General features: G+C 69.8%; 13 protein-coding genes and 1 pseudogene. 9 read left to right on the plus strand and 5 right to left on the minus strand.

The features are described 5' to 3' along the window. Position 1: 1 nt before the first annotated feature. Complete coding sequence (locus ASF94_RS15000; RefSeq protein ID WP_056667991.1) at positions 2–697, minus strand: cold shock and DUF1294 domain-containing protein; 696 nt, start codon at positions 695–697, stop codon at positions 2–4. 178 nt (positions 698–875) lie between these two features. Between ASF94_RS15000 and bfr the strand changes: the two genes are divergently transcribed. Then, complete coding sequence (bfr, locus tag ASF94_RS15005; RefSeq protein ID WP_056667994.1) at positions 876–1355, plus strand: bacterioferritin; 480 nt, start codon at positions 876–878, stop codon at positions 1353–1355. A gap of 233 nt (positions 1356–1588) precedes the next feature. Here bfr and ilvD read toward each other — a convergent pair whose 3' ends face one another. Then, the gene (gene ilvD / locus ASF94_RS15010) at positions 1589–3445 is read right to left on the minus strand and encodes a dihydroxy-acid dehydratase (protein WP_056667997.1); all 1857 of its coding nucleotides are present in this window, start codon (positions 3443–3445) and stop codon (positions 1589–1591) included. A 350-nt stretch (positions 3446–3795) separates the two neighbouring features. Next, positions 3796–4038, minus strand: a complete 243-nt coding sequence (locus ASF94_RS15015; RefSeq protein WP_056668000.1) for a TIGR04438 family Trp-rich protein — start codon at positions 4036–4038, stop codon at positions 3796–3798. Positions 4039–4147: 109 nt separating this feature from the next. On the opposite strand from ASF94_RS15015, the gene ASF94_RS15020 reads away from it, so the two are divergent. After that, entirely contained in the window at positions 4148–4453 is a 306-nt protein-coding gene (locus ASF94_RS15020) for a c-type cytochrome (protein ID WP_056668003.1), read from the plus strand. Between the two features lie 238 nt (positions 4454–4691). Here the strand turns inward: ASF94_RS15020 and ASF94_RS15025 are convergent. Next, positions 4692–5138 (minus strand): annotated as a pseudogene (locus ASF94_RS15025) (LapA family protein); the annotation flags it as partial. Between the two features lie 214 nt (positions 5139–5352). Continuing rightward, positions 5353–7386 (minus strand): acetate--CoA ligase, encoded by a 2034-nt coding sequence (acs, locus tag ASF94_RS15030; protein ID WP_056668006.1) that lies wholly within the window; start codon positions 7384–7386, stop codon positions 5353–5355. Between the two features lie 258 nt (positions 7387–7644). Between acs and ASF94_RS15035 the strand changes: the two genes are divergently transcribed. From ASF94_RS15035 to ASF94_RS15065, 7 genes are all read left to right on the plus strand, one after another. Beyond that, positions 7645–8256, plus strand: coding sequence for a TIGR00645 family protein (locus tag ASF94_RS15035; RefSeq protein ID WP_056668009.1), 612 nt, complete (start codon positions 7645–7647; stop codon positions 8254–8256). Between the two features lie 729 nt (positions 8257–8985). Continuing rightward, positions 8986–10287, plus strand: a complete 1302-nt coding sequence (gene proV, locus ASF94_RS15040) for a glycine betaine/L-proline ABC transporter ATP-binding protein ProV (RefSeq protein WP_056668012.1) — start codon at positions 8986–8988, stop codon at positions 10285–10287. Between the two features lie 86 nt (positions 10288–10373). Next, positions 10374–11609 (plus strand): glycine betaine/L-proline ABC transporter permease ProW, encoded by a 1236-nt coding sequence (gene proW / locus ASF94_RS15045; protein WP_056668199.1) that lies wholly within the window; start codon positions 10374–10376, stop codon positions 11607–11609. A gap of 41 nt (positions 11610–11650) precedes the next feature. After that, positions 11651–12739 carry a glycine betaine/L-proline ABC transporter substrate-binding protein ProX gene (gene proX, locus ASF94_RS15050; RefSeq protein WP_369818677.1) on the plus strand — a complete coding sequence of 363 codons (1089 nt, stop codon included), beginning with the start codon at positions 11651–11653 and terminating at the stop codon, positions 12737–12739. Positions 12740–12975: 236 nt separating this feature from the next. After that, positions 12976–13380, plus strand: coding sequence for a hypothetical protein (locus ASF94_RS15055; protein ID WP_156382556.1), 405 nt, complete (start codon positions 12976–12978; stop codon positions 13378–13380). Between the two features lie 142 nt (positions 13381–13522). Continuing rightward, entirely contained in the window at positions 13523–15169 is a 1647-nt protein-coding gene (locus ASF94_RS15060; protein WP_056668015.1) for an ATP-binding protein, read from the plus strand. After that, positions 15166–15918, plus strand: a complete 753-nt coding sequence (locus ASF94_RS15065) for a response regulator (protein WP_056668018.1) — start codon at positions 15166–15168, stop codon at positions 15916–15918. The genes ASF94_RS15060 and ASF94_RS15065 overlap by 4 nt, the downstream gene beginning before the upstream one ends. The last annotated feature ends 110 nt before the right edge of the window (positions 15919–16028 follow it).

The raw sequence follows: 16028 nt of genomic DNA on the forward strand, positions 1-16028 counted from the left end.
CTCAGCGGCCCAGCGAGGTGCCCAGCTGCTGGCCGAGGGCCTGCCCATACGGGCTGGCGAGCCATGAGAACCCCGCGGCGTTGGCCAGCACGGTCAGCCAGAACACGGCGCGAAAGGCGGCCTTGGCCGATTTGTGCCGCAGGGTTTGCTGCGCCAGCACCGCGCCCGGCCAGCCGCCGGCCAGCGCCAGCAGATGCAGCGTGCGCTCGGACACCCGCCACGCCCCCGCCCGGGCCGCCGACTTGTCCCACGCGTAGACGAGGTAGGTCACGAGGCTTGCGAGCGGATACACCCAGAGCAGCCAGCGCGGCGGATGGCCGAGGATGTAGCCGGCGGCCAGCATCAGCATGAAGGCCGGCAACGCCCAGAGGGCTGCGGCGCTTCCCGCCCTTCCGCCGCTGCTGGCCGACGCGCGGCGGGACGCGGGCCGCGTCGACCGGGCGGGCCGAGCGGACCGAGCGGGCCGAGCGGGCCGGGGGCTAGGCGCCTGCGCCACCAGCTCGACGTTGACCGCGCGCTTCTGGCCATCCCGGCCCGGTTCCACCTCGAAGCGCACCCGCTGGCCCGGCCGGGGCCGCTCGCGCAGCGGGCGAAAGGCCTTGATGTGAACGAAGACCGGGTCGCCGCCGGCCGGCGGCTCGATGAAACCGAAGCCGCGGTCGTCGTTCCAGGACTGCAGGGTTCCGTCGAAGCGCATGGGCAATCGTTGAGCAGATAAGGAATCGGAGAGGGGCTGCCATTTTGAGCCTGCCGCAGGCCGGCCAACGCGAACGCTTCTGATCCCCGTACGCAACCAGAGCGCCAGGCCGGGGGTTTGCGCGACAAAGGCACGCCGAACCGCGATACTCCCGGCTGAAACAACCATAAAGAAGATCATGCAAGGGAACCCCCAAGTCGTCGAATATTTCAAGGACCTGCTGCGCGGCGAGCTCGCTGCGCGCGACCAGTACTTCGCCCATTCACGCTTCTACGAAGACATGGGCCTGGTGCGGCTCTACACCCGGCTGAACCACGAAATGGAAGAGGAAACGCAGCATGCCGACGCGCTGCTGCGCCGCATCATCTTCCTGGGGGGCCGGCCCGACATGCGCCCGAAGGAGTTCACGCCCGGCGTCACCGTGCCCGACATGCTGCGCAAGGACCTGGACACCGAATACGAAGTGCGCGCCGCGCTGCAAAACGGCATGGCGCTGTGCGAGAGCGTGGGCGACTACGTGAGCCGCGATCTGCTGCTGGTGCAGCTGAAGGACACCGAGGAAGACCACGCCTATTGGCTGGAAAAGCAGCTGGGCCTGATCGACCGCATCGGCCTGCCCAACTACCTGCAGTCGCAGATGGGCACCGAATCCGCATGAAATGCCGCGCAGGCGCTCGATCCACGGGCACCTGCAGCGACTGAATTCATGGCAAAAGCATCACGAGTGGCTCCACGATAGAAGGCGCGCGAACGACGTGCCCCGATGAAAAAGCCGAAATGAAGAAAGCCGCACCTGTCGCCAGGTGCGGCTTTTCTTTTTGGGAGTCTCGTCTGGAGCCGGGCCGCCGACTTGTGCGCCGTACACGCGGCGGCGGCGGCGAGGCCCTGGCCTCAGTCGAGCAGCGCTGGATCGCGCACGGCGCCCTTGTCGGCCGACATGACCAGCTTGGCATAGGCCTTGAGCGCGGCGGACACCTTGCGCGGCCGCGGCTGGGCGGGCTTCCAGCCACGGGCGTCCTGCTCAACACGGCGGCGGGCCAGCTCTTCGTCGCTCACCAGCACGTTGATGGTGCGGTTCGGAATGTCGATGCGGATGCGGTCGCCGTTCTGCACCAGGCCGATCGCGCCGCCGGCAGCGGCTTCGGGCGAGCAGTGGCCGATCGACAGGCCCGAGGTGCCGCCCGAGAAGCGCCCGTCGGTCAGCAGCGCGCAGGCCTTGCCCAGGCCCTTGGACTTGATGTAGCTGGTCGGGTAGAGCATTTCCTGCATGCCGGGGCCGCCTTTGGGGCCCTCGTAGCGCACCACGACGATGTCGCCCGCCTGCACCTTGCCGGCCAGGATGTTCTCCACCGCTTCGTCCTGCGACTCGGTGACGTGCGCGGATCCCTCGAAGACATGGATGGATTCATCCACGCCCGCGGTCTTGACCACGCAGCCGTCCAGCGCGATGTTGCCACGCAGCACGGCCAGGCCGCCTTCCTTGCTGAAGGCGTGCTCGTACGAGCGGATGCAGCCTTCGGCACGGTCCAGGTCCAGGCTGGGCCAGCGGGTGTTCTGGCTGAAGGCCACCTGGGTGGGGATGCCGGCGGGGCCCGCCATGTAGAAGTGGCGCACGGCCTCGTCCTGCGTGCGGGTGATGTCCCACTGCGCCAGCGCATCGCCCAGCGTGGGCGCATGCACCGTGGGCGCGTCGGTGTGCAGGCGGCCCGCGCGGTCGAGTTCGCCCAGGATGGCCATGATGCCGCCCGCGCGATGCACGTCTTCGATGTGGTACTTGTTGGTGTTGGGCGCGACCTTGCACAGCTGCGGCACGTCGCGCGAGAGGCGGTCGATGTCGGCCATGCTGAAGTCGATCTCGGCTTCACGGGCGATGGCCAGCAGGTGCAGGATGGTGTTGGTGGAGCCGCCCATGGCGATGTCCAGCGTCATCGCGTTCTCGAAGGCCTTGAAGCCCACCGAGCGCGGCAGGACGCGGTCGTTGTCCTGCTCGTAGTATTCCTTGGCCAGTTCCACGATGCGGCGGCCGGCGCGCTTGAAGAGCTGTTCGCGGTCGGCATGCGTGGCCACCACGGTGCCGTTGCCCGGCAGCGACAGGCCCAGCGCCTCGGTCAGGCAGTTCATCGAATTGGCGGTGAACATGCCCGAGCAGGAACCGCAGGTCGGGCAGGCGGAACGCTCCACCTCGGCCACGTCGGCATCGGAATACTTGTCGTCGGCGGCGATCACCATCGCGTCCACCAGGTCGAGCTTCTTGAACTCCATGACCTTGGTGACGGGGTTGGCCAGGCGCGTCTTGCCGGCTTCCATCGGGCCGCCGGACACGAACACCACGGGGATGTTCAGCCGCATGGCGGCCATCAGCATGCCGGGGGTGATCTTGTCGCAGTTGGAGATGCAGACCATCGCATCGGCGCAGTGCGCGTTCACCATGTACTCGACCGAGTCGGCAATGATGTCGCGGCTGGGCAGCGAATACAGCATGCCGTCGTGGCCCATGGCAATGCCGTCGTCGACCGCGATGGTGTTGAATTCCTTGGCGACGCCGCCGGCCGCCTCGATCTCGCGGGCGACGAGCTGGCCCAGGTCCTTCAGGTGGACGTGGCCGGGCACGAACTGGGTGAACGAGTTCACCACGGCGATGATCGGCTTGCTGAAGTCGTCGTCCTTCATGCCGGTGGCGCGCCAGAGGGAGCGGGCACCGGCCATGTTGCGGCCGGCGGTGGAAGTCTTGGAACGGTATGCGGGCATCGTGGTGGCTCGGTCGAAAAAAACGCAGGAAGAAAGGATGATGGGCCGCGATTGGCGGCCGCCGCGCGCCCGTGCGAACAACCTCTTGAGCCGCGCCCTGGGCAATGGGAAACGCAGCGAATTATCTACGACGCCCCTGGGCGCACGCGCTGCAGCGGCCGGATCCCCACGCGGCAGGTGGTGCCGCATCTTGGGAGGTTGCGCATCCCGGTGCGGGGCGGGAGCGGCCAGGCGCCCAGGCAGCCGTTGCCCGATTCGGGTGGAGCGCTGGTCGATCCTCGGGACGACGCTATATAGTTAATAGCAACGGATCGATATCCGGCGCTCACCCTGCGCGCCGGTGCGCCGCTTCAACGCGGATCGCGCGGCCGGATGCCCAGCGCTTCCTTCTGGCGGTCGATGCGGTTGCGCTTGCGCAGCTCCATCTTCTCCATCGCCTTGCGCGACGAGCGGCCCGAGGCATCGGACCAGGTCCACCACACCACAGCCACGCCGAACGGCGCCAGCACCCACCACCACGTCCACGCGGCGACGGGGCCGATCTCCAGCCACTTCAGCACAACCAGCAACAGACCCAAACCCAAGGCGTACATGGCGATCCCCCGAGGTGACGCAGGCCAGCGGGCACCTGCCCGTCAACCGCGTTCACTACAATTTCATTGAATCCAATATAAACGACGTCCCAACCTGCAGGAAACCCCGATGAAGCGCACCACGATCCTTTTGGCCCTGGCCTTTTCGGCCGCGGCGCCTGCCATGGCCGACCAGGCCCTGGCCACGTCCAAGAACTGCATGGCCTGCCACGCGGTGGACAAGAAGCTGGTGGGGCCCTCGTACAAGGACGTGGCGGCCAAGTACGCCGGCCAGGCTGGCGCGGCCGACAAGCTGGCCGTGAAGATCATCAAGGGCGGCTCCGGCGTCTGGGGCCCGGTGCCCATGCCTGCCAATTCGCAGGTGAACGAAGCCGACGCGAAAAAGCTGGCCAACTGGATTCTGTCGCTCAAGTAATTCGCAGCCGGCCGCCTCGGCTGCCATCTCCGCCCCAACCAGACAAAAGCCGCCGGGTGCTGATCGCGCCCGGCGGCTTTTTGCTGTCAGGCACCGGCCCGGTACCGGGCCGAGGCGCTCAGATGCGCAGCTCTGGGTCGGCGCGCAGCGTCGGGTCGGTGGGGTAGACCGGCGGCGTGGCGTGTACCGGCGCCATACCGGGCGTCACGGCCTGTGCCATGGGCGTGCCGGTCACGCCGCGATGGCGCAGCTGGTCTTCCAACTGGCCGACGTAGGCCGCAGTGGCGTTGTCCGATTCCTGCACCCGGGCCGCAAGCCGCGATTCCAGCGCGTCGATGCGCGCCAGCAGCGCGTCCTGGCTGGTGCGGTAGTGGCCGTCGAGATAGGTGCGCAGTTCGGTGAAGCGCGAGGCCTCGGCCTTGTCGGCCAGGTCGCGCTGGGTGGCCATTTCCTTGGTGTGGCGACGCGTTTCCAGCAGCACGGCGCCCTGCAGCCACAGTACGTAGGCGAGGAAGAACACGGCCAGCAGGATGGTCAGCGCCAGCATCACCAGGCCGAGTGGCGCCTGGATGGAGGTGACGCCGAGCCAGATCTGCGTGGGTGTCGAAAGCGTCGTCCAGTTCAGCGCGGCCAGCGCGCCGATGGCGACCACGATGAGGACGAGGATGATGCTGCGGAAATTCATGGTTGTGGTTCTCCCATTGCACAGGCGGAGTGAGGCGCCGACGGGCCCGAAGGCAGGGCCCGCGACGTGCGGTGCGCAGGTTGTAACCCAGCCTGCGGGCTCGAAGCGCCGCGGCGGGGATGGTTCCGGCGCCGTCCTACAGGGGGCGCGCACCATGAAGAAAGCCGCCCTGGGGCGGCTCGGGGTCTGAGGGTAGGCGGCGGGGCCGCCCGGCTCAGTTGGCTTGCGCCAGTTGATCCAGGATCGCGGGGTTCTCCAGCGTGCTGGTGTCCTGCGTGATGGCTTCGCCCTTGGCGATGGAGCGCAGCAGGCGGCGCATGATCTTGCCGCTGCGGGTCTTGGGCAGGTTGTCGCCGAAGCGGATGTCCTTCGGCTTGGCGATCGGGCCGATCTCCTTGGCCACCCAGTCGCGCAGCTCCTTGGCGATGGCCTTGGCCTCGTCGCCGGTCGGGCGGGAGCGCTTGAGCACCACGAAGGCGCAGATGGCCTCGCCCGTCAGGTCGTCGGGGCGGCCCACCACGGCGGCTTCGGCCACCAGGTCGGTCTTGGAGACCAGGGCGGACTCGATCTCCATCGTGCCCATGCGGTGGCCGGAGACGTTCAGCACGTCGTCGATGCGGCCGGTGATGCGGAAGTAGCCCCGGTCGGCCCCGGAGCCGGAGGGTCCGCCAGCGGACCGCACCGCGCCGTCGCCCGCCAGGTAGTAGCCCTTGAGCTCCTCGGGGAAGTAGCTCTTCTTGAAGCGCTCCGGGTCGTTCCAGATCGTGCGGATCATGCTCGGCCAGGGGCGCTTGATGACCAGGATGCCGCCCGTGCCGTTGGGGATGTCGTTGCCCATCTCGTCGACGATGGCGGCGGTGATGCCCGGCAGCGGCAGCGTGCAGGAGCCCGGCACCAGCGGCGTGGCACCCGGCAGCGGGGTGATGACGTGGCCGCCGGTCTCGGTCTGCCAGAAGGTGTCCACGATGGGGCAGCGCTCGCCGCCCACGTTCTTGTGGTACCACATCCAGGCCTCGGGGTTGATGGGTTCGCCCACGCTCCCCAGGATGCGCAGGCTCGACAGGTCGGAGCTGGACGGATGCACCGCCTTGTCGGCTTCGGCCGCCTTGATGAGCGAGCGGATGGCGGTGGGGGCGGTGTAGAAGATCGACACCTTGTGGCGCTCGATCATCTGCCAGAAGCGGCCGGCGTTCGGGTACGTGGGCACGCCCTCGAACACCACCTGCGTGGCGCCTGCGGCCAGCGGGCCATAGGCCACGTACGTGTGGCCGGTGATCCAGCCGATGTCGGCCGTGCACCAGAACACGTCTTCGGGCTTGAGGTCGAAGGTCCAGTCCATCGTGAGCTTGGCCCACAGCAGGTAGCCGCCGGTGGCGTGCTGCACGCCCTTGGGCTTGCCGGTGGAGCCGCTGGTGTAGAGGATGAAGAGCGGGTGCTCGGCGCCCACCGGCACCGGGGGGCAGTCGGCGCTCTGGCCGGCCAGGGCTTCATCGAAGGTCTTGTCGCGGCCCGCCACCATGTGGCAGGCGGTGGGCGTGCGCTGGAAGACGAGGATGCTGCGGATCGTGTCGCAGCCGCCCATGGCGATGCCTTCGTCCACGATGGCCTTGAGCGGCAATTCCTTGCCGCCGCGCATCTGGTAGTTGGCGGTGATGACGGCCACCGCGCCCGCGTCGATGATGCGTTCCTGCAGCGCCTTGGCCGAGAAGCCGCCGAACACCACGCTGTGCGTGGCGCCGATGCGCGCGCAGGCCTGCATCGCGACCACGCCCTCGATGGTCATGGGCATGTAGATGAGCACGCGGTCGCCCTTTTGCACGCCCTCGGCCTTGAGGGCGTTGGCGAAGCGGGCCACGCGCTCCAGCAGTTCCTTGTAGGTGACCTTCGTCACGGCGCCGTCGTCGGCCTCGAAGACGATGGCGGTCTTGTTCTCGACCGGCGTGCCGATGTGGCGGTCCAGGCAGTTGGCACTGGCGTTCAGTTCGCCGTCGGCGAACCACTGGAAGAAGGGCGCGTTGGATTCATCGAGCGTGCGCGTGAACGGCTTCGCCCACTGCACGTTCTCGCGCGCCAGGCGCGCCCAGAAGCCGTCGAAGTCGCGCTCGGCCTCGGCGCACAGGGCCTCGTAGCCGGCCATGCCCGACACGCGGGCGGCGGTGGCCAGCGCTGCAGGGGGCGGGAACACCCGGTTTTCCACCAGCACGGATTCGATGGTGGCTGAGGCGGGCGTCGCGGCGGGGGCTGTCATGGTGGTGTCTCCTGGAATCGTTGGGTCGGAGGAAATCGGTGCTGGCTGGCCCGTACTGTCGAGGGCGGCACTTACAGGCTACTGACGGAGCCGAGCTTACCGACAAAACACCGGCCCGCAGCCGTCGGGCGACCCGCGACCGACCGGCCCGCGGCGACGTCGCCGCACGGGCCTGGCACGCGCCGCGAAGGGTTCATGGCAAACCCCTAGAATCCCGTCCGGCTCGCCCATCCACCCATTTTTTTGCCTCTCACGCCCATGGCTTCTCCCCGTTATTCCGGCCCCGATCGCGTGGCCACGCCGCTGCGCCCCCTGCCCGCGATGATCTTCGCCAGCCGCTGGCTGCAGCTGCCCCTCTACCTGGGCCTCATCGCCGCCCAGGGCGTCTATGTGTGGCACTTCCTCGTCGAGCTGTGGCATCTGGTGGAGGCCGTCTTCGGCAACCAGCAGGCGCTGCAGGCGCTGGTCACCAGCATCGGCTACAAGCCGGGTTTCGAGGTCACCGCGCTGAACGAGACGGTGATCATGCTGGTGGTGCTGGCGCTGATCGACGTGGTGATGATCTCCAACCTGCTGATCATGGTGATCGTGGGCGGCTACGAAACCTTCGTCAGCCGGCTGGGCCTCGACAAGCACCCCGATCAGCCCGAATGGCTGGGCCATGTGAACGCCTCGGTGCTGAAGGTGAAGCTGGGCCTGTCGATCATCGGCATCAGCTCCATCCACCTGCTCAAGACCTTCATCAACGCCGCCAACTACGACGTAAAGGTGCTGATGTGGCAGACCATCATCCACGTGGTGTTCCTGCTGTCCGCCATCGCCATTGCCTACACCGACAAGCTGCTGAACATATCGCACGAACGGCACTGAACGCGGGAGTGCCCCGGGGCGCAAGGCTGCAAGCCATTTCGCCTTCCAGCGCTTGATCTGCCTGGGCCTGTTGCTATTATTTCTATAGCGATTCGCAGGATTGCCTGGGCGTAGGCACCCTGTGACCCGCCGCGCTGATCCCATCGGCATCCAACCGCCCGCGCCCGCGTCCCGCACGGGAATAGCACAGGTCAGGAAAACCTGTGTTTTGACACAAACATACTCAATTCCTATAATTGCGGCGTGTTTTACAACCTGCCACGCAGGTAATCCGCCTTCCGCAGTGCGTCGAAGGCAGATGCAAGTCCAGGCCGCAGCGCCGTTGGCTCCCGTGATTGCACGGGCTTCAGCCAGCAACGCAGCACCTGGCATCAGGGCCGGCAGTCGCCGGCGCTGAGCCCCAGGCACCCGCCCTGCCCGTTCGCTTCCGACGGCGGCGGGGGTGCCGGGCACAGGCCCTTGCGCACCGCCTCGCGTGCCATTCGGGCCGACGGCCATCTTCGTCATGGCCGACTCCTTGACTGCCGTGCGGCGTTCGCGCCGTTCCACGGCGCTGCCCCGGCGCTTTTCGCCCGGGGTGCCGACGCTGCCGGAGGGCGCGTCGGCCGCTGCATTGCGCAGGCGCCCGCTGATCGATCCAGCGGGCGGGCGCCAAGCTGCAGCGCGCGCCGGGCGCCACCGCCGCGCAGTCCGTCCATCCACCGATCCCCCAAGAAAGGACGGCCCTTTTTGGCTAAGCAAATCATCATCGACCGCGTGTTCAAGGTGTTCGGCGAATCGCCCGAGCAAGCTTTGCGGCTCGTGGAGCAAGGCGTCAGCAAGCAGGACATCCTGGCGCAGACCGGCAACTCCATCGGCGTGTTCGACGCCACCTTCACCATCGAGGCGGGCGAGATCTTCGTCGTGATGGGCCTGTCGGGCTCGGGCAAATCGACGCTGGTGCGCATGCTCAACCGGCTGATCGAGCCCACGGCCGGCCGCATCGTCGTGGACGGCCAGGACATCAACACCCTGAGCGACCGCCAGCTGCGCGCCCTGCGCCGCAAGGACATCAGCATGGTGTTCCAGTCGTTCGCACTGATGCCGCACATGACCGTGCTGGACAACACCGCCTTCGGGCTGGAGCTGGCCGGCGTGGACCGCGACGAGCGCCGCCGCCAGGCCGCGCTGGCGCTGGAACAGGTGGGCCTGGCCGCCTGGGCCGAGAGCTATCCCGACGAGCTGTCGGGCGGCATGCAGCAGCGGGTGGGCCTGGCGCGGGCGCTGGCCTCCGACCCGTCCATCCTGCTGATGGACGAGGCCTTCTCGGCGCTGGACCCGATCATCCGCACCGAGATGCAGAGCGAGCTGCTGCGGCTGCAGCAGGTCAAGCGCCGCACCATCGTCTTCATCTCGCACGACCTGGACGAGGCCATGCGCATCGGCGACCGCATCGCCATCATGAAAGACGGCCAGGTGGTGCAGGTCGGCACGCCCGACGACATCCTGCGCAACCCGGCCAACGACTACGTGCGCAACTTCGTGCGCGGCGTGGACGCGGCCGCGGTGTTCAAGGCCGGCGACATCGCCCGCAAGCGGCTGACCGTGGTGCGCGAGCACTCCGACCGCGGCTGCCGGCCTGCGCTGCAGCTGATCGAAGGGCACGACGACAACTTCGCCTACGTGGTCAGCCCGGCGAAGCGCTACCTGGGCACGGTGTCCGCCGATTCGCTGCGCGCCGCGCTGCACGGCCATTCCGGACCGCTGGGGCTGCAGCATGCGTTCATTCCCGAGGTCACCACCATCGCCTCCGACGCGCCCGTGGCCGACCTGTTCGGCCAGGTGGCCCAGGCGCCCTGCGCGCTGCCGGTGGTCGATGCCGACGGGCGCTTCCGCGGCGCGGTGAGCAAGACCACCCTGCTGCGCTTCCTGGACCGCGACACGCCGCCCGTGCCGCCCAGTCCGCCGCCGGGCGACGCCCCCGCCGCAGCCTCCACCTCAGCCGCTACCGCCGACCTTGCCGCTGCCCAGCCAGAAAGGAGCCCCGCATGAAGCCTCAGCACGACGCCGCCCTGACGATGACGACCTCCCCGCAATCCGCCCCCACCTTGCTGGCCCAGGCCGATACCGCCGTGCCGATGGACTCCGGCGCATGGAACGGCACCAGCCCCGCACTGGCGGCCGACCTGCCGCTGCCGGCCCCCGCCGATGCCGCGGCCCTGCCTGCCGCGCCGGACGCCCCGGCCGCCGCCGGCGGCGCTTATGTGGACCCCTGGGCCGCGTCCGGCGCGTCGGGCGATGGGCCGCGCGACTGGCTCAGCCTTCCGGCCGACGCCCTGCATGGCGCCGCCTCCGGCGCGCCGGGCGCGGGCGACGGCGGCCTGCACCTGCGCCAGCTCTGGGACGGCTCCCTGCCTGTCGAGGCCTGGATCAACCAGGGCCTGGGCTGGGCGGTGCAGCACCTGCGCCCGCTGTTCCAGACGGTGCGGGCGCCCATCGACGGCACGCTGCGCTGGGTGGAAGGGCTGCTGACCAGCCTGCCCACGCTAGCGATGATCGCGCTGATCGGCCTGCTGGCCTGGCAGTTCGCCGGGCGGGCGCTGGCCATCGGCACGGTGCTGTCGCTGATGGTCGTGGCCCTGCTGGGCATCTGGCCCGAGGCCATGGTCACGCTGTCGCTGGTGCTGACCTCGCTGGCCTTCTGCGTGCTGATCGGCCTGCCGCTGGGCATCCTGCTGGCCAGCAGCGACCGCGCCCAGCGCATCATGCGGCCGCTGCTGGACGCCATGCAGACCACGCCCGCCTTCGTCTACCTGGTGCCGGTGGTGATGCTGTTCGGCATCGGCAACGTGCCGGGCGTGGTGGTCACCATCGTGTTCGCGCTGCCGCCGCTGGTGCGGCTGACCAACCTGGGCCTGCGCCAGGTGCGGCCCGACCTAATCGAGGCCTCGCGCGCCTACGGCGCCTCGCCCCTGCAGATGCTGGTGAAGGTGCAGCTGCCGCTGGCCATGCCGTCCATCATGGCGGGCGTCAACCAGGCGTTGATGCTGTCGCTGTCGATGGTGGTCATCGCCTCCATGATCGCCGTGGGCGGCCTGGGCCAGATGGTGCTGCGCGGCATCGGGCGGCTGGACATGGGCCTGGCCACCGTGGGCGGCCTGGGCATCGTGCTGCTCGCCATCACGCTGGACCGCATCACGCAGTCGCTCGGCCGGCCGCGCCGGGGCGTGCGCCACTGGTGGCAAACCGGCCCCGCCGGCCTGGTGACGCGGCGGCTGCAGGCGCGCCGCGCGGATATCGCCCCAGCGGCCCCGCTGCCGGTCGATGCCGCCGCCGCCCCCGCCGCCGCCCTGCTGGCCGGAGCCGCGCGCTGAGCGCGGCGCCCACGGCCCGACCCCACCCGAGAAAGGAACCCATGCCGATGCCTTCGTACTGCCTGCCCTCGACCCGCGCTGGCCACCCGTCCCAACTTGCCCGTCCCCCGCTGCTGGCGCGCGGCCTCGCGGCGGCCGCCCTCGCTCTCGCCCTGGGCCTGGCCCTGAGCGCGGCCGCGCCCACCGCCGCGCAGGCGCAGGACCTGCCCGGCAAGGGCATCACCGTGCAGCCGCTGCAAAGCTCGCTGGCGGAAGAAACCTTCCAGACGCTGCTGGTCAACCGCGGCCTGGAGCGCCTGGGCTACACCGTGCAGCCGATCCGCGAGATCGAGTACGCCACCGCCCATGTGGCGATTGCCAATGGCGATGCCACCTTCATGGCCAACCACTGGGACCCGCTGCAGGCCGACTTCTACAAAAACGCCGGCGGCGATGCCAAGCTGTGGCGCAAGGGCTTCTATTCGAGCAACGCGGTGCAGGGCTACCTCATCGACCGCAAGACGGCCGAGGCGCACCACATCACCCGCATCGACCAGTTGAAGGACCCGAAGATCGCCGCCCTGTTCGACACCAACGGCGACGGCCGGGCCGACATGACCGGCTGCACGCCCGGCTGGGGCTGCGAGGGCGTGATCGAGCACCAGCTGACCGCCTTCGGCCTGCGCGGCACCGTCACCCACGTGCAGGGCAGCTACGCCGCGCTGATGGCCGAGACCATCGAGCGCTTCAAGCAGGGGCAGCCCATCCTCTACTACACCTGGACGCCGTACTGGGTCAGCAGCGTGCTGCGCCCGGGCGAAGACGTGGTGTGGCTGCAGGTGCCGCATTCCGCGCTGCCGGGCGACCAGTCGGGCATCGACACGCAGCTGCCCAACGGCAAGAACTACGGCTTCATTCCGAACCACCAGCGCATCGTGGCGAACCGCCAGTTCATCGAGGCCAACCCGGCTGCGGCGCGGCTGTTCGAGCTGATGCGGCTGCCCGTGGCGGACATCAACGCGCAGAACCTGGCCATGCGCGACGGCCAGAACCAGCCGTCCGACGTGCAGCGGCATGCCGACGGCTGGATCCGCGCGCACCAGCGCACCTTCGACGGATGGATCCAGCAGGCGCTGGCCGCGGCCAGGTAGGCTGCGGCGCCACCGGAGCGCGGACAGCGGCAGGTGCGCCGCGGGCGCCCAGTTCCGAGTCAAATCGGGCTCGGGCGCTTGACATACCTTGGCACTTGGCTATTAATATGATAGCAAGAAACCAGAGGCAGAGCCCTGTGGCGGAGGATGCGGGAAGCGGAACCTTCCGCTCCGATTTTTCTCCTGAATTGCTCGGCACATTCCCTGCCACCACAGCAACGACACAGGAGGACACCATGCATCGCACCGCCCCCACCGGCCCCGGCCTTCCGACCCACCGCCGCCCCACCGGGGACGCGGCCACCGAGATGCTGGAGCGTCCCGCGCCGCTGCTGTCCACCTTCCACATCACGCTGGCCGCCCTGTGGCTGGGCCTGTCGCTCATCGCCATGGCGGCCTCCACGGCGATGGCACAGCCACCGGCCGAGGGGCGACGCGGCCCGCCGCAGGAGGCTTTCGCAGCCTGCGAGGGCCAGGCCGAAGGTGCGGCCGTCACCCTGACGCTGCCAGGCGGCAAGACCTTGTCCGCCCAGTGCCTGCCCACCGAGAGCGGCGCGCTCGCCGCTCGGCCCGCTGGCGCCTCACCCCAGCAAGCGCGCGACGGACACCGCGGCCCCGGCCCACGTCCAGCCGCGCAGTGAGCGGCGTGCGCCGCCTGCCCCGGCCCGCCGGGGGCCTCCACCACACCGCCGCAGCGGTGGCCGCAGCCGCCACCCCCACCCTCACCCGGGCCCGCGCGCCATGGCAAGCTACGGCCATGTTCCGCGTCGCCCGCCTTCCGTCATGAGACACCTCACCCTGCAGCGCAAGGCCTTCCTGGCGCTGTCCGCGCTCATGGCGCTCATGCTGCTGATGTTCGTCGGCCTGTCGCGCCTCGGGCTGCAGCGGGGCATGGGACCGTATGTGGCCGAGATCGAGCTGGCCCGCATGGACTGGTTCGCCGCGCGCCTGCAACACCTGCATGCCCAGCACGGCGGCTGGCAGACGCTGCGCACCCAGCCCGACCTGTGGCTGGACTTGCGCCGCCCCGAAATGCCCAGCCAGGCCGTGTTCGGTCCCAGCTCCGCCCCGGCCAGCGCCCCGGTCACGGCCAGCCGGCCGCTGCTGGACGACTGGGTGGTGGACCCCCGCCCCGCAGCCGGAGGCATGGGCCTGCGGCCACCGCCCTACGGCTCGGTGCCGCCGCCGTGGGCGCTGGGCGACGGCGGCGGCGCCAGCCGACCCGAGTCGCCGGCGCAGGGCCAGGGTCAGGGCCTCGCCCAGGGCCCTTCTGGCGGCGGCACGCGCCCGCCCCCTTTCTCCGACGGCCTCTCGCAGCGCCTGGGCCTGCTCGACAACGACCGCCAGCTGATCGCCGGCACCCCGCCCCAGCCCGGCCATGCCCGCACCGTGCTGCGCAATGCCGACGGCCGGCCCATCGGCCAGCTGGTGCTGTCGCCGCCGCTGGTGCTGGAACGCGAGGCCGACCAGGCCTTCCTCGGCCAGCAGCTCGTCTTCGTCGTGTGGACCGGCGCGGCGGGCCTGGCTTTCGCGCTGGTGCTGTCCTGGTGGCTGGGCCGGCGCTGGCTGGCGCCGGTGGGCGCCCTGGTGGCGGGTGCGCGCAGCATCGCTGCCGGGCGGCTCGACACGCGGGTTCCGGCGCAGGGCGGGCACGAACTGGCCCGGCTGGTGGACACCTTCAACCACATGGCCGAGCAGCTCGCCAGCATGGAGGCCTCGCGCCGGCAGTGGATCGGCGACGTGGCGCATGAGTTGCGCACGCCGCTGGCCGCCATGCGCGCCGAGATCGAGGCCGTGCAGGACGGCGTGCGCCAGTTCGACGACAACACCGCCCTGCGCCTGCACCGCCAGGTGATGCGCCTGACCCATCTGGTGGGCGACCTGCGCGCCAGCCTCGATGCGGACGGCAGCGGCCAGCCCACCGCCATGGACCCGGTGCACCCGCTGCCGCTGCTGGCCGAGGCCGTCACCTCCATGCAGCCGCGCTTCGACCAGGCCGGCGTCGGGCTGCAGACGGCCGGGCTGAGCGGAGGCGGCCTGCAGCCCCTGGTGCGCGGCGACGCCCAGCAGCTGCACCGCGTGTTCCTCAACCTGCTGGAAAACAGCCTGCGCTACACCGACCGCGGCGGCCGCCTGGAAGTGAGCGCCGCGGTGGAGCGCGGCGACGGCGCCCGGCCCGTGCTGTCGCTGCGCTTCGATGACACGGCGCCGGGCGTGCCGGCACCGGAGCTGCCGCGCATCTTCGAGCGCCTCTACCGCGCCGAGGCCTCGCGCACCCGCGCCCACGGCGACCGCGGCGGCTCCGGCCTGGGCCTCGCGATCTGCCGCGCCATCGTGCAGGCGCACGGCGGCCACATCGGCGCCCAGGCCTCGCCGCTAGGCGGCCTGCGCATCCACCTCACACTGCCCCTGCTGGAAAGAACCGCATGACCTCTGCCACCCCATCCGCCCGCATCCTGGTGGTCGAAGACGACCAGGACATCGCCGACGTGCTGATCGACTACCTGCGCCATGCCGGCTACGAAGCCGAACACCTGGCCGACGGCACCGCCGCCGTGGCCCGGCTGACGCAACCCGGCGCCGGCCATCCGCCCGACCTGACGGTGCTGGACGTGATGCTGCCCGGCGCGGACGGCCTCACCGTGTTGCGCGAGGCGCGCCGCGTGACCCAGGCGCCGATCATCCTGCTGACTGCGCGGGTCGAGGAGGTGGACCGCCTGATCGGCCTGGAGCTGGGCGCGGACGACTACATCTGCAAGCCCTTTTCGCCGCGCGAGGTGGTGGCCCGCATCAAGACCGTGCTGCGCCGCACCACCCAGACCGTGCCCGAGGTGGCACGCCAGAGCACGCTGACGCTCGACGAAGTGCAGTGGCAGGCGCAGATCCGCGGCGAGACAGTGCCGCTGACGCTGCGCGAATTCCGTCTGCTGCAGGCGTTGGTGCGGCACAGTGGCCGCATCTTCTCGCGCGCGCAGCTGCTGGACATGGCCTACGACGACACGCTGGACGTGAACGAACGGGCGGTGGACAGCCACATCAAGAACCTGCGCAAGAAGCTCAAGGCGGCCGACGGGCGCGACCACGACTGGATCCGGTCGGTCTACGGCGTGGGCTTCGCGTTCGAGCCGCCGCCGGATGAGGCCATGGACGCCGCCCCGGCTCCGGCGCAGGCCCCTTAGGCCCGCGCCATCAGGAGGCCGGCACCGGCCTGCGTGGAGGACTGCTGCGACCTGGCTGCGCAAGCGGGCAGGTGGGCAAACCTGGCAGTGCGGCAGTGCGGCAGTGCGGC

Origin of the sequence: Acidovorax sp. Leaf160, assembly GCF_001424265.1 — a bacterium.
GTDB lineage: Bacteria > Pseudomonadota > Gammaproteobacteria > Burkholderiales > Burkholderiaceae_C > Paracidovorax.

What these genes read in the sequence shown, in the direction of transcription:
- ASF94_RS15065 (WP_056668018.1), top strand. Translation starts at nt 15,166, where the DNA reads ATGACCTCTGCCACCCCATCCGCCCGCATCCTGGTGGTCGAAGACGAC.
- ASF94_RS15015 (WP_056668000.1), bottom strand. Translation starts at nt 4,038, where the DNA reads ATGTACGCCTTGGGTTTGGGTCTGTTGCTGGTTGTGCTGAAGTGGCTG.
- ASF94_RS15000 (WP_056667991.1), bottom strand. Translation starts at nt 697, where the DNA reads ATGCGCTTCGACGGAACCCTGCAGTCCTGGAACGACGACCGCGGCTTC.
- bfr (WP_056667994.1), top strand. Translation starts at nt 876, where the DNA reads ATGCAAGGGAACCCCCAAGTCGTCGAATATTTCAAGGACCTGCTGCGC.
- acs (WP_056668006.1), bottom strand. Translation starts at nt 7,386, where the DNA reads ATGACAGCCCCCGCCGCGACGCCCGCCTCAGCCACCATCGAATCCGTG.
- proW (WP_056668199.1), top strand. Translation starts at nt 10,374, where the DNA reads ATGGACTCCGGCGCATGGAACGGCACCAGCCCCGCACTGGCGGCCGAC.
- proX (WP_369818677.1), top strand. Translation starts at nt 11,651, where the DNA reads ATGCCGATGCCTTCGTACTGCCTGCCCTCGACCCGCGCTGGCCACCCG.
- ASF94_RS15060 (WP_056668015.1), top strand. Translation starts at nt 13,523, where the DNA reads ATGAGACACCTCACCCTGCAGCGCAAGGCCTTCCTGGCGCTGTCCGCG.
- ASF94_RS15055 (WP_156382556.1), top strand. Translation starts at nt 12,976, where the DNA reads ATGCATCGCACCGCCCCCACCGGCCCCGGCCTTCCGACCCACCGCCGC.
- ASF94_RS15020 (WP_056668003.1), top strand. Translation starts at nt 4,148, where the DNA reads ATGAAGCGCACCACGATCCTTTTGGCCCTGGCCTTTTCGGCCGCGGCG.
- ilvD (WP_056667997.1), bottom strand. Translation starts at nt 3,445, where the DNA reads ATGCCCGCATACCGTTCCAAGACTTCCACCGCCGGCCGCAACATGGCC.
- ASF94_RS15035 (WP_056668009.1), top strand. Translation starts at nt 7,645, where the DNA reads ATGGCTTCTCCCCGTTATTCCGGCCCCGATCGCGTGGCCACGCCGCTG.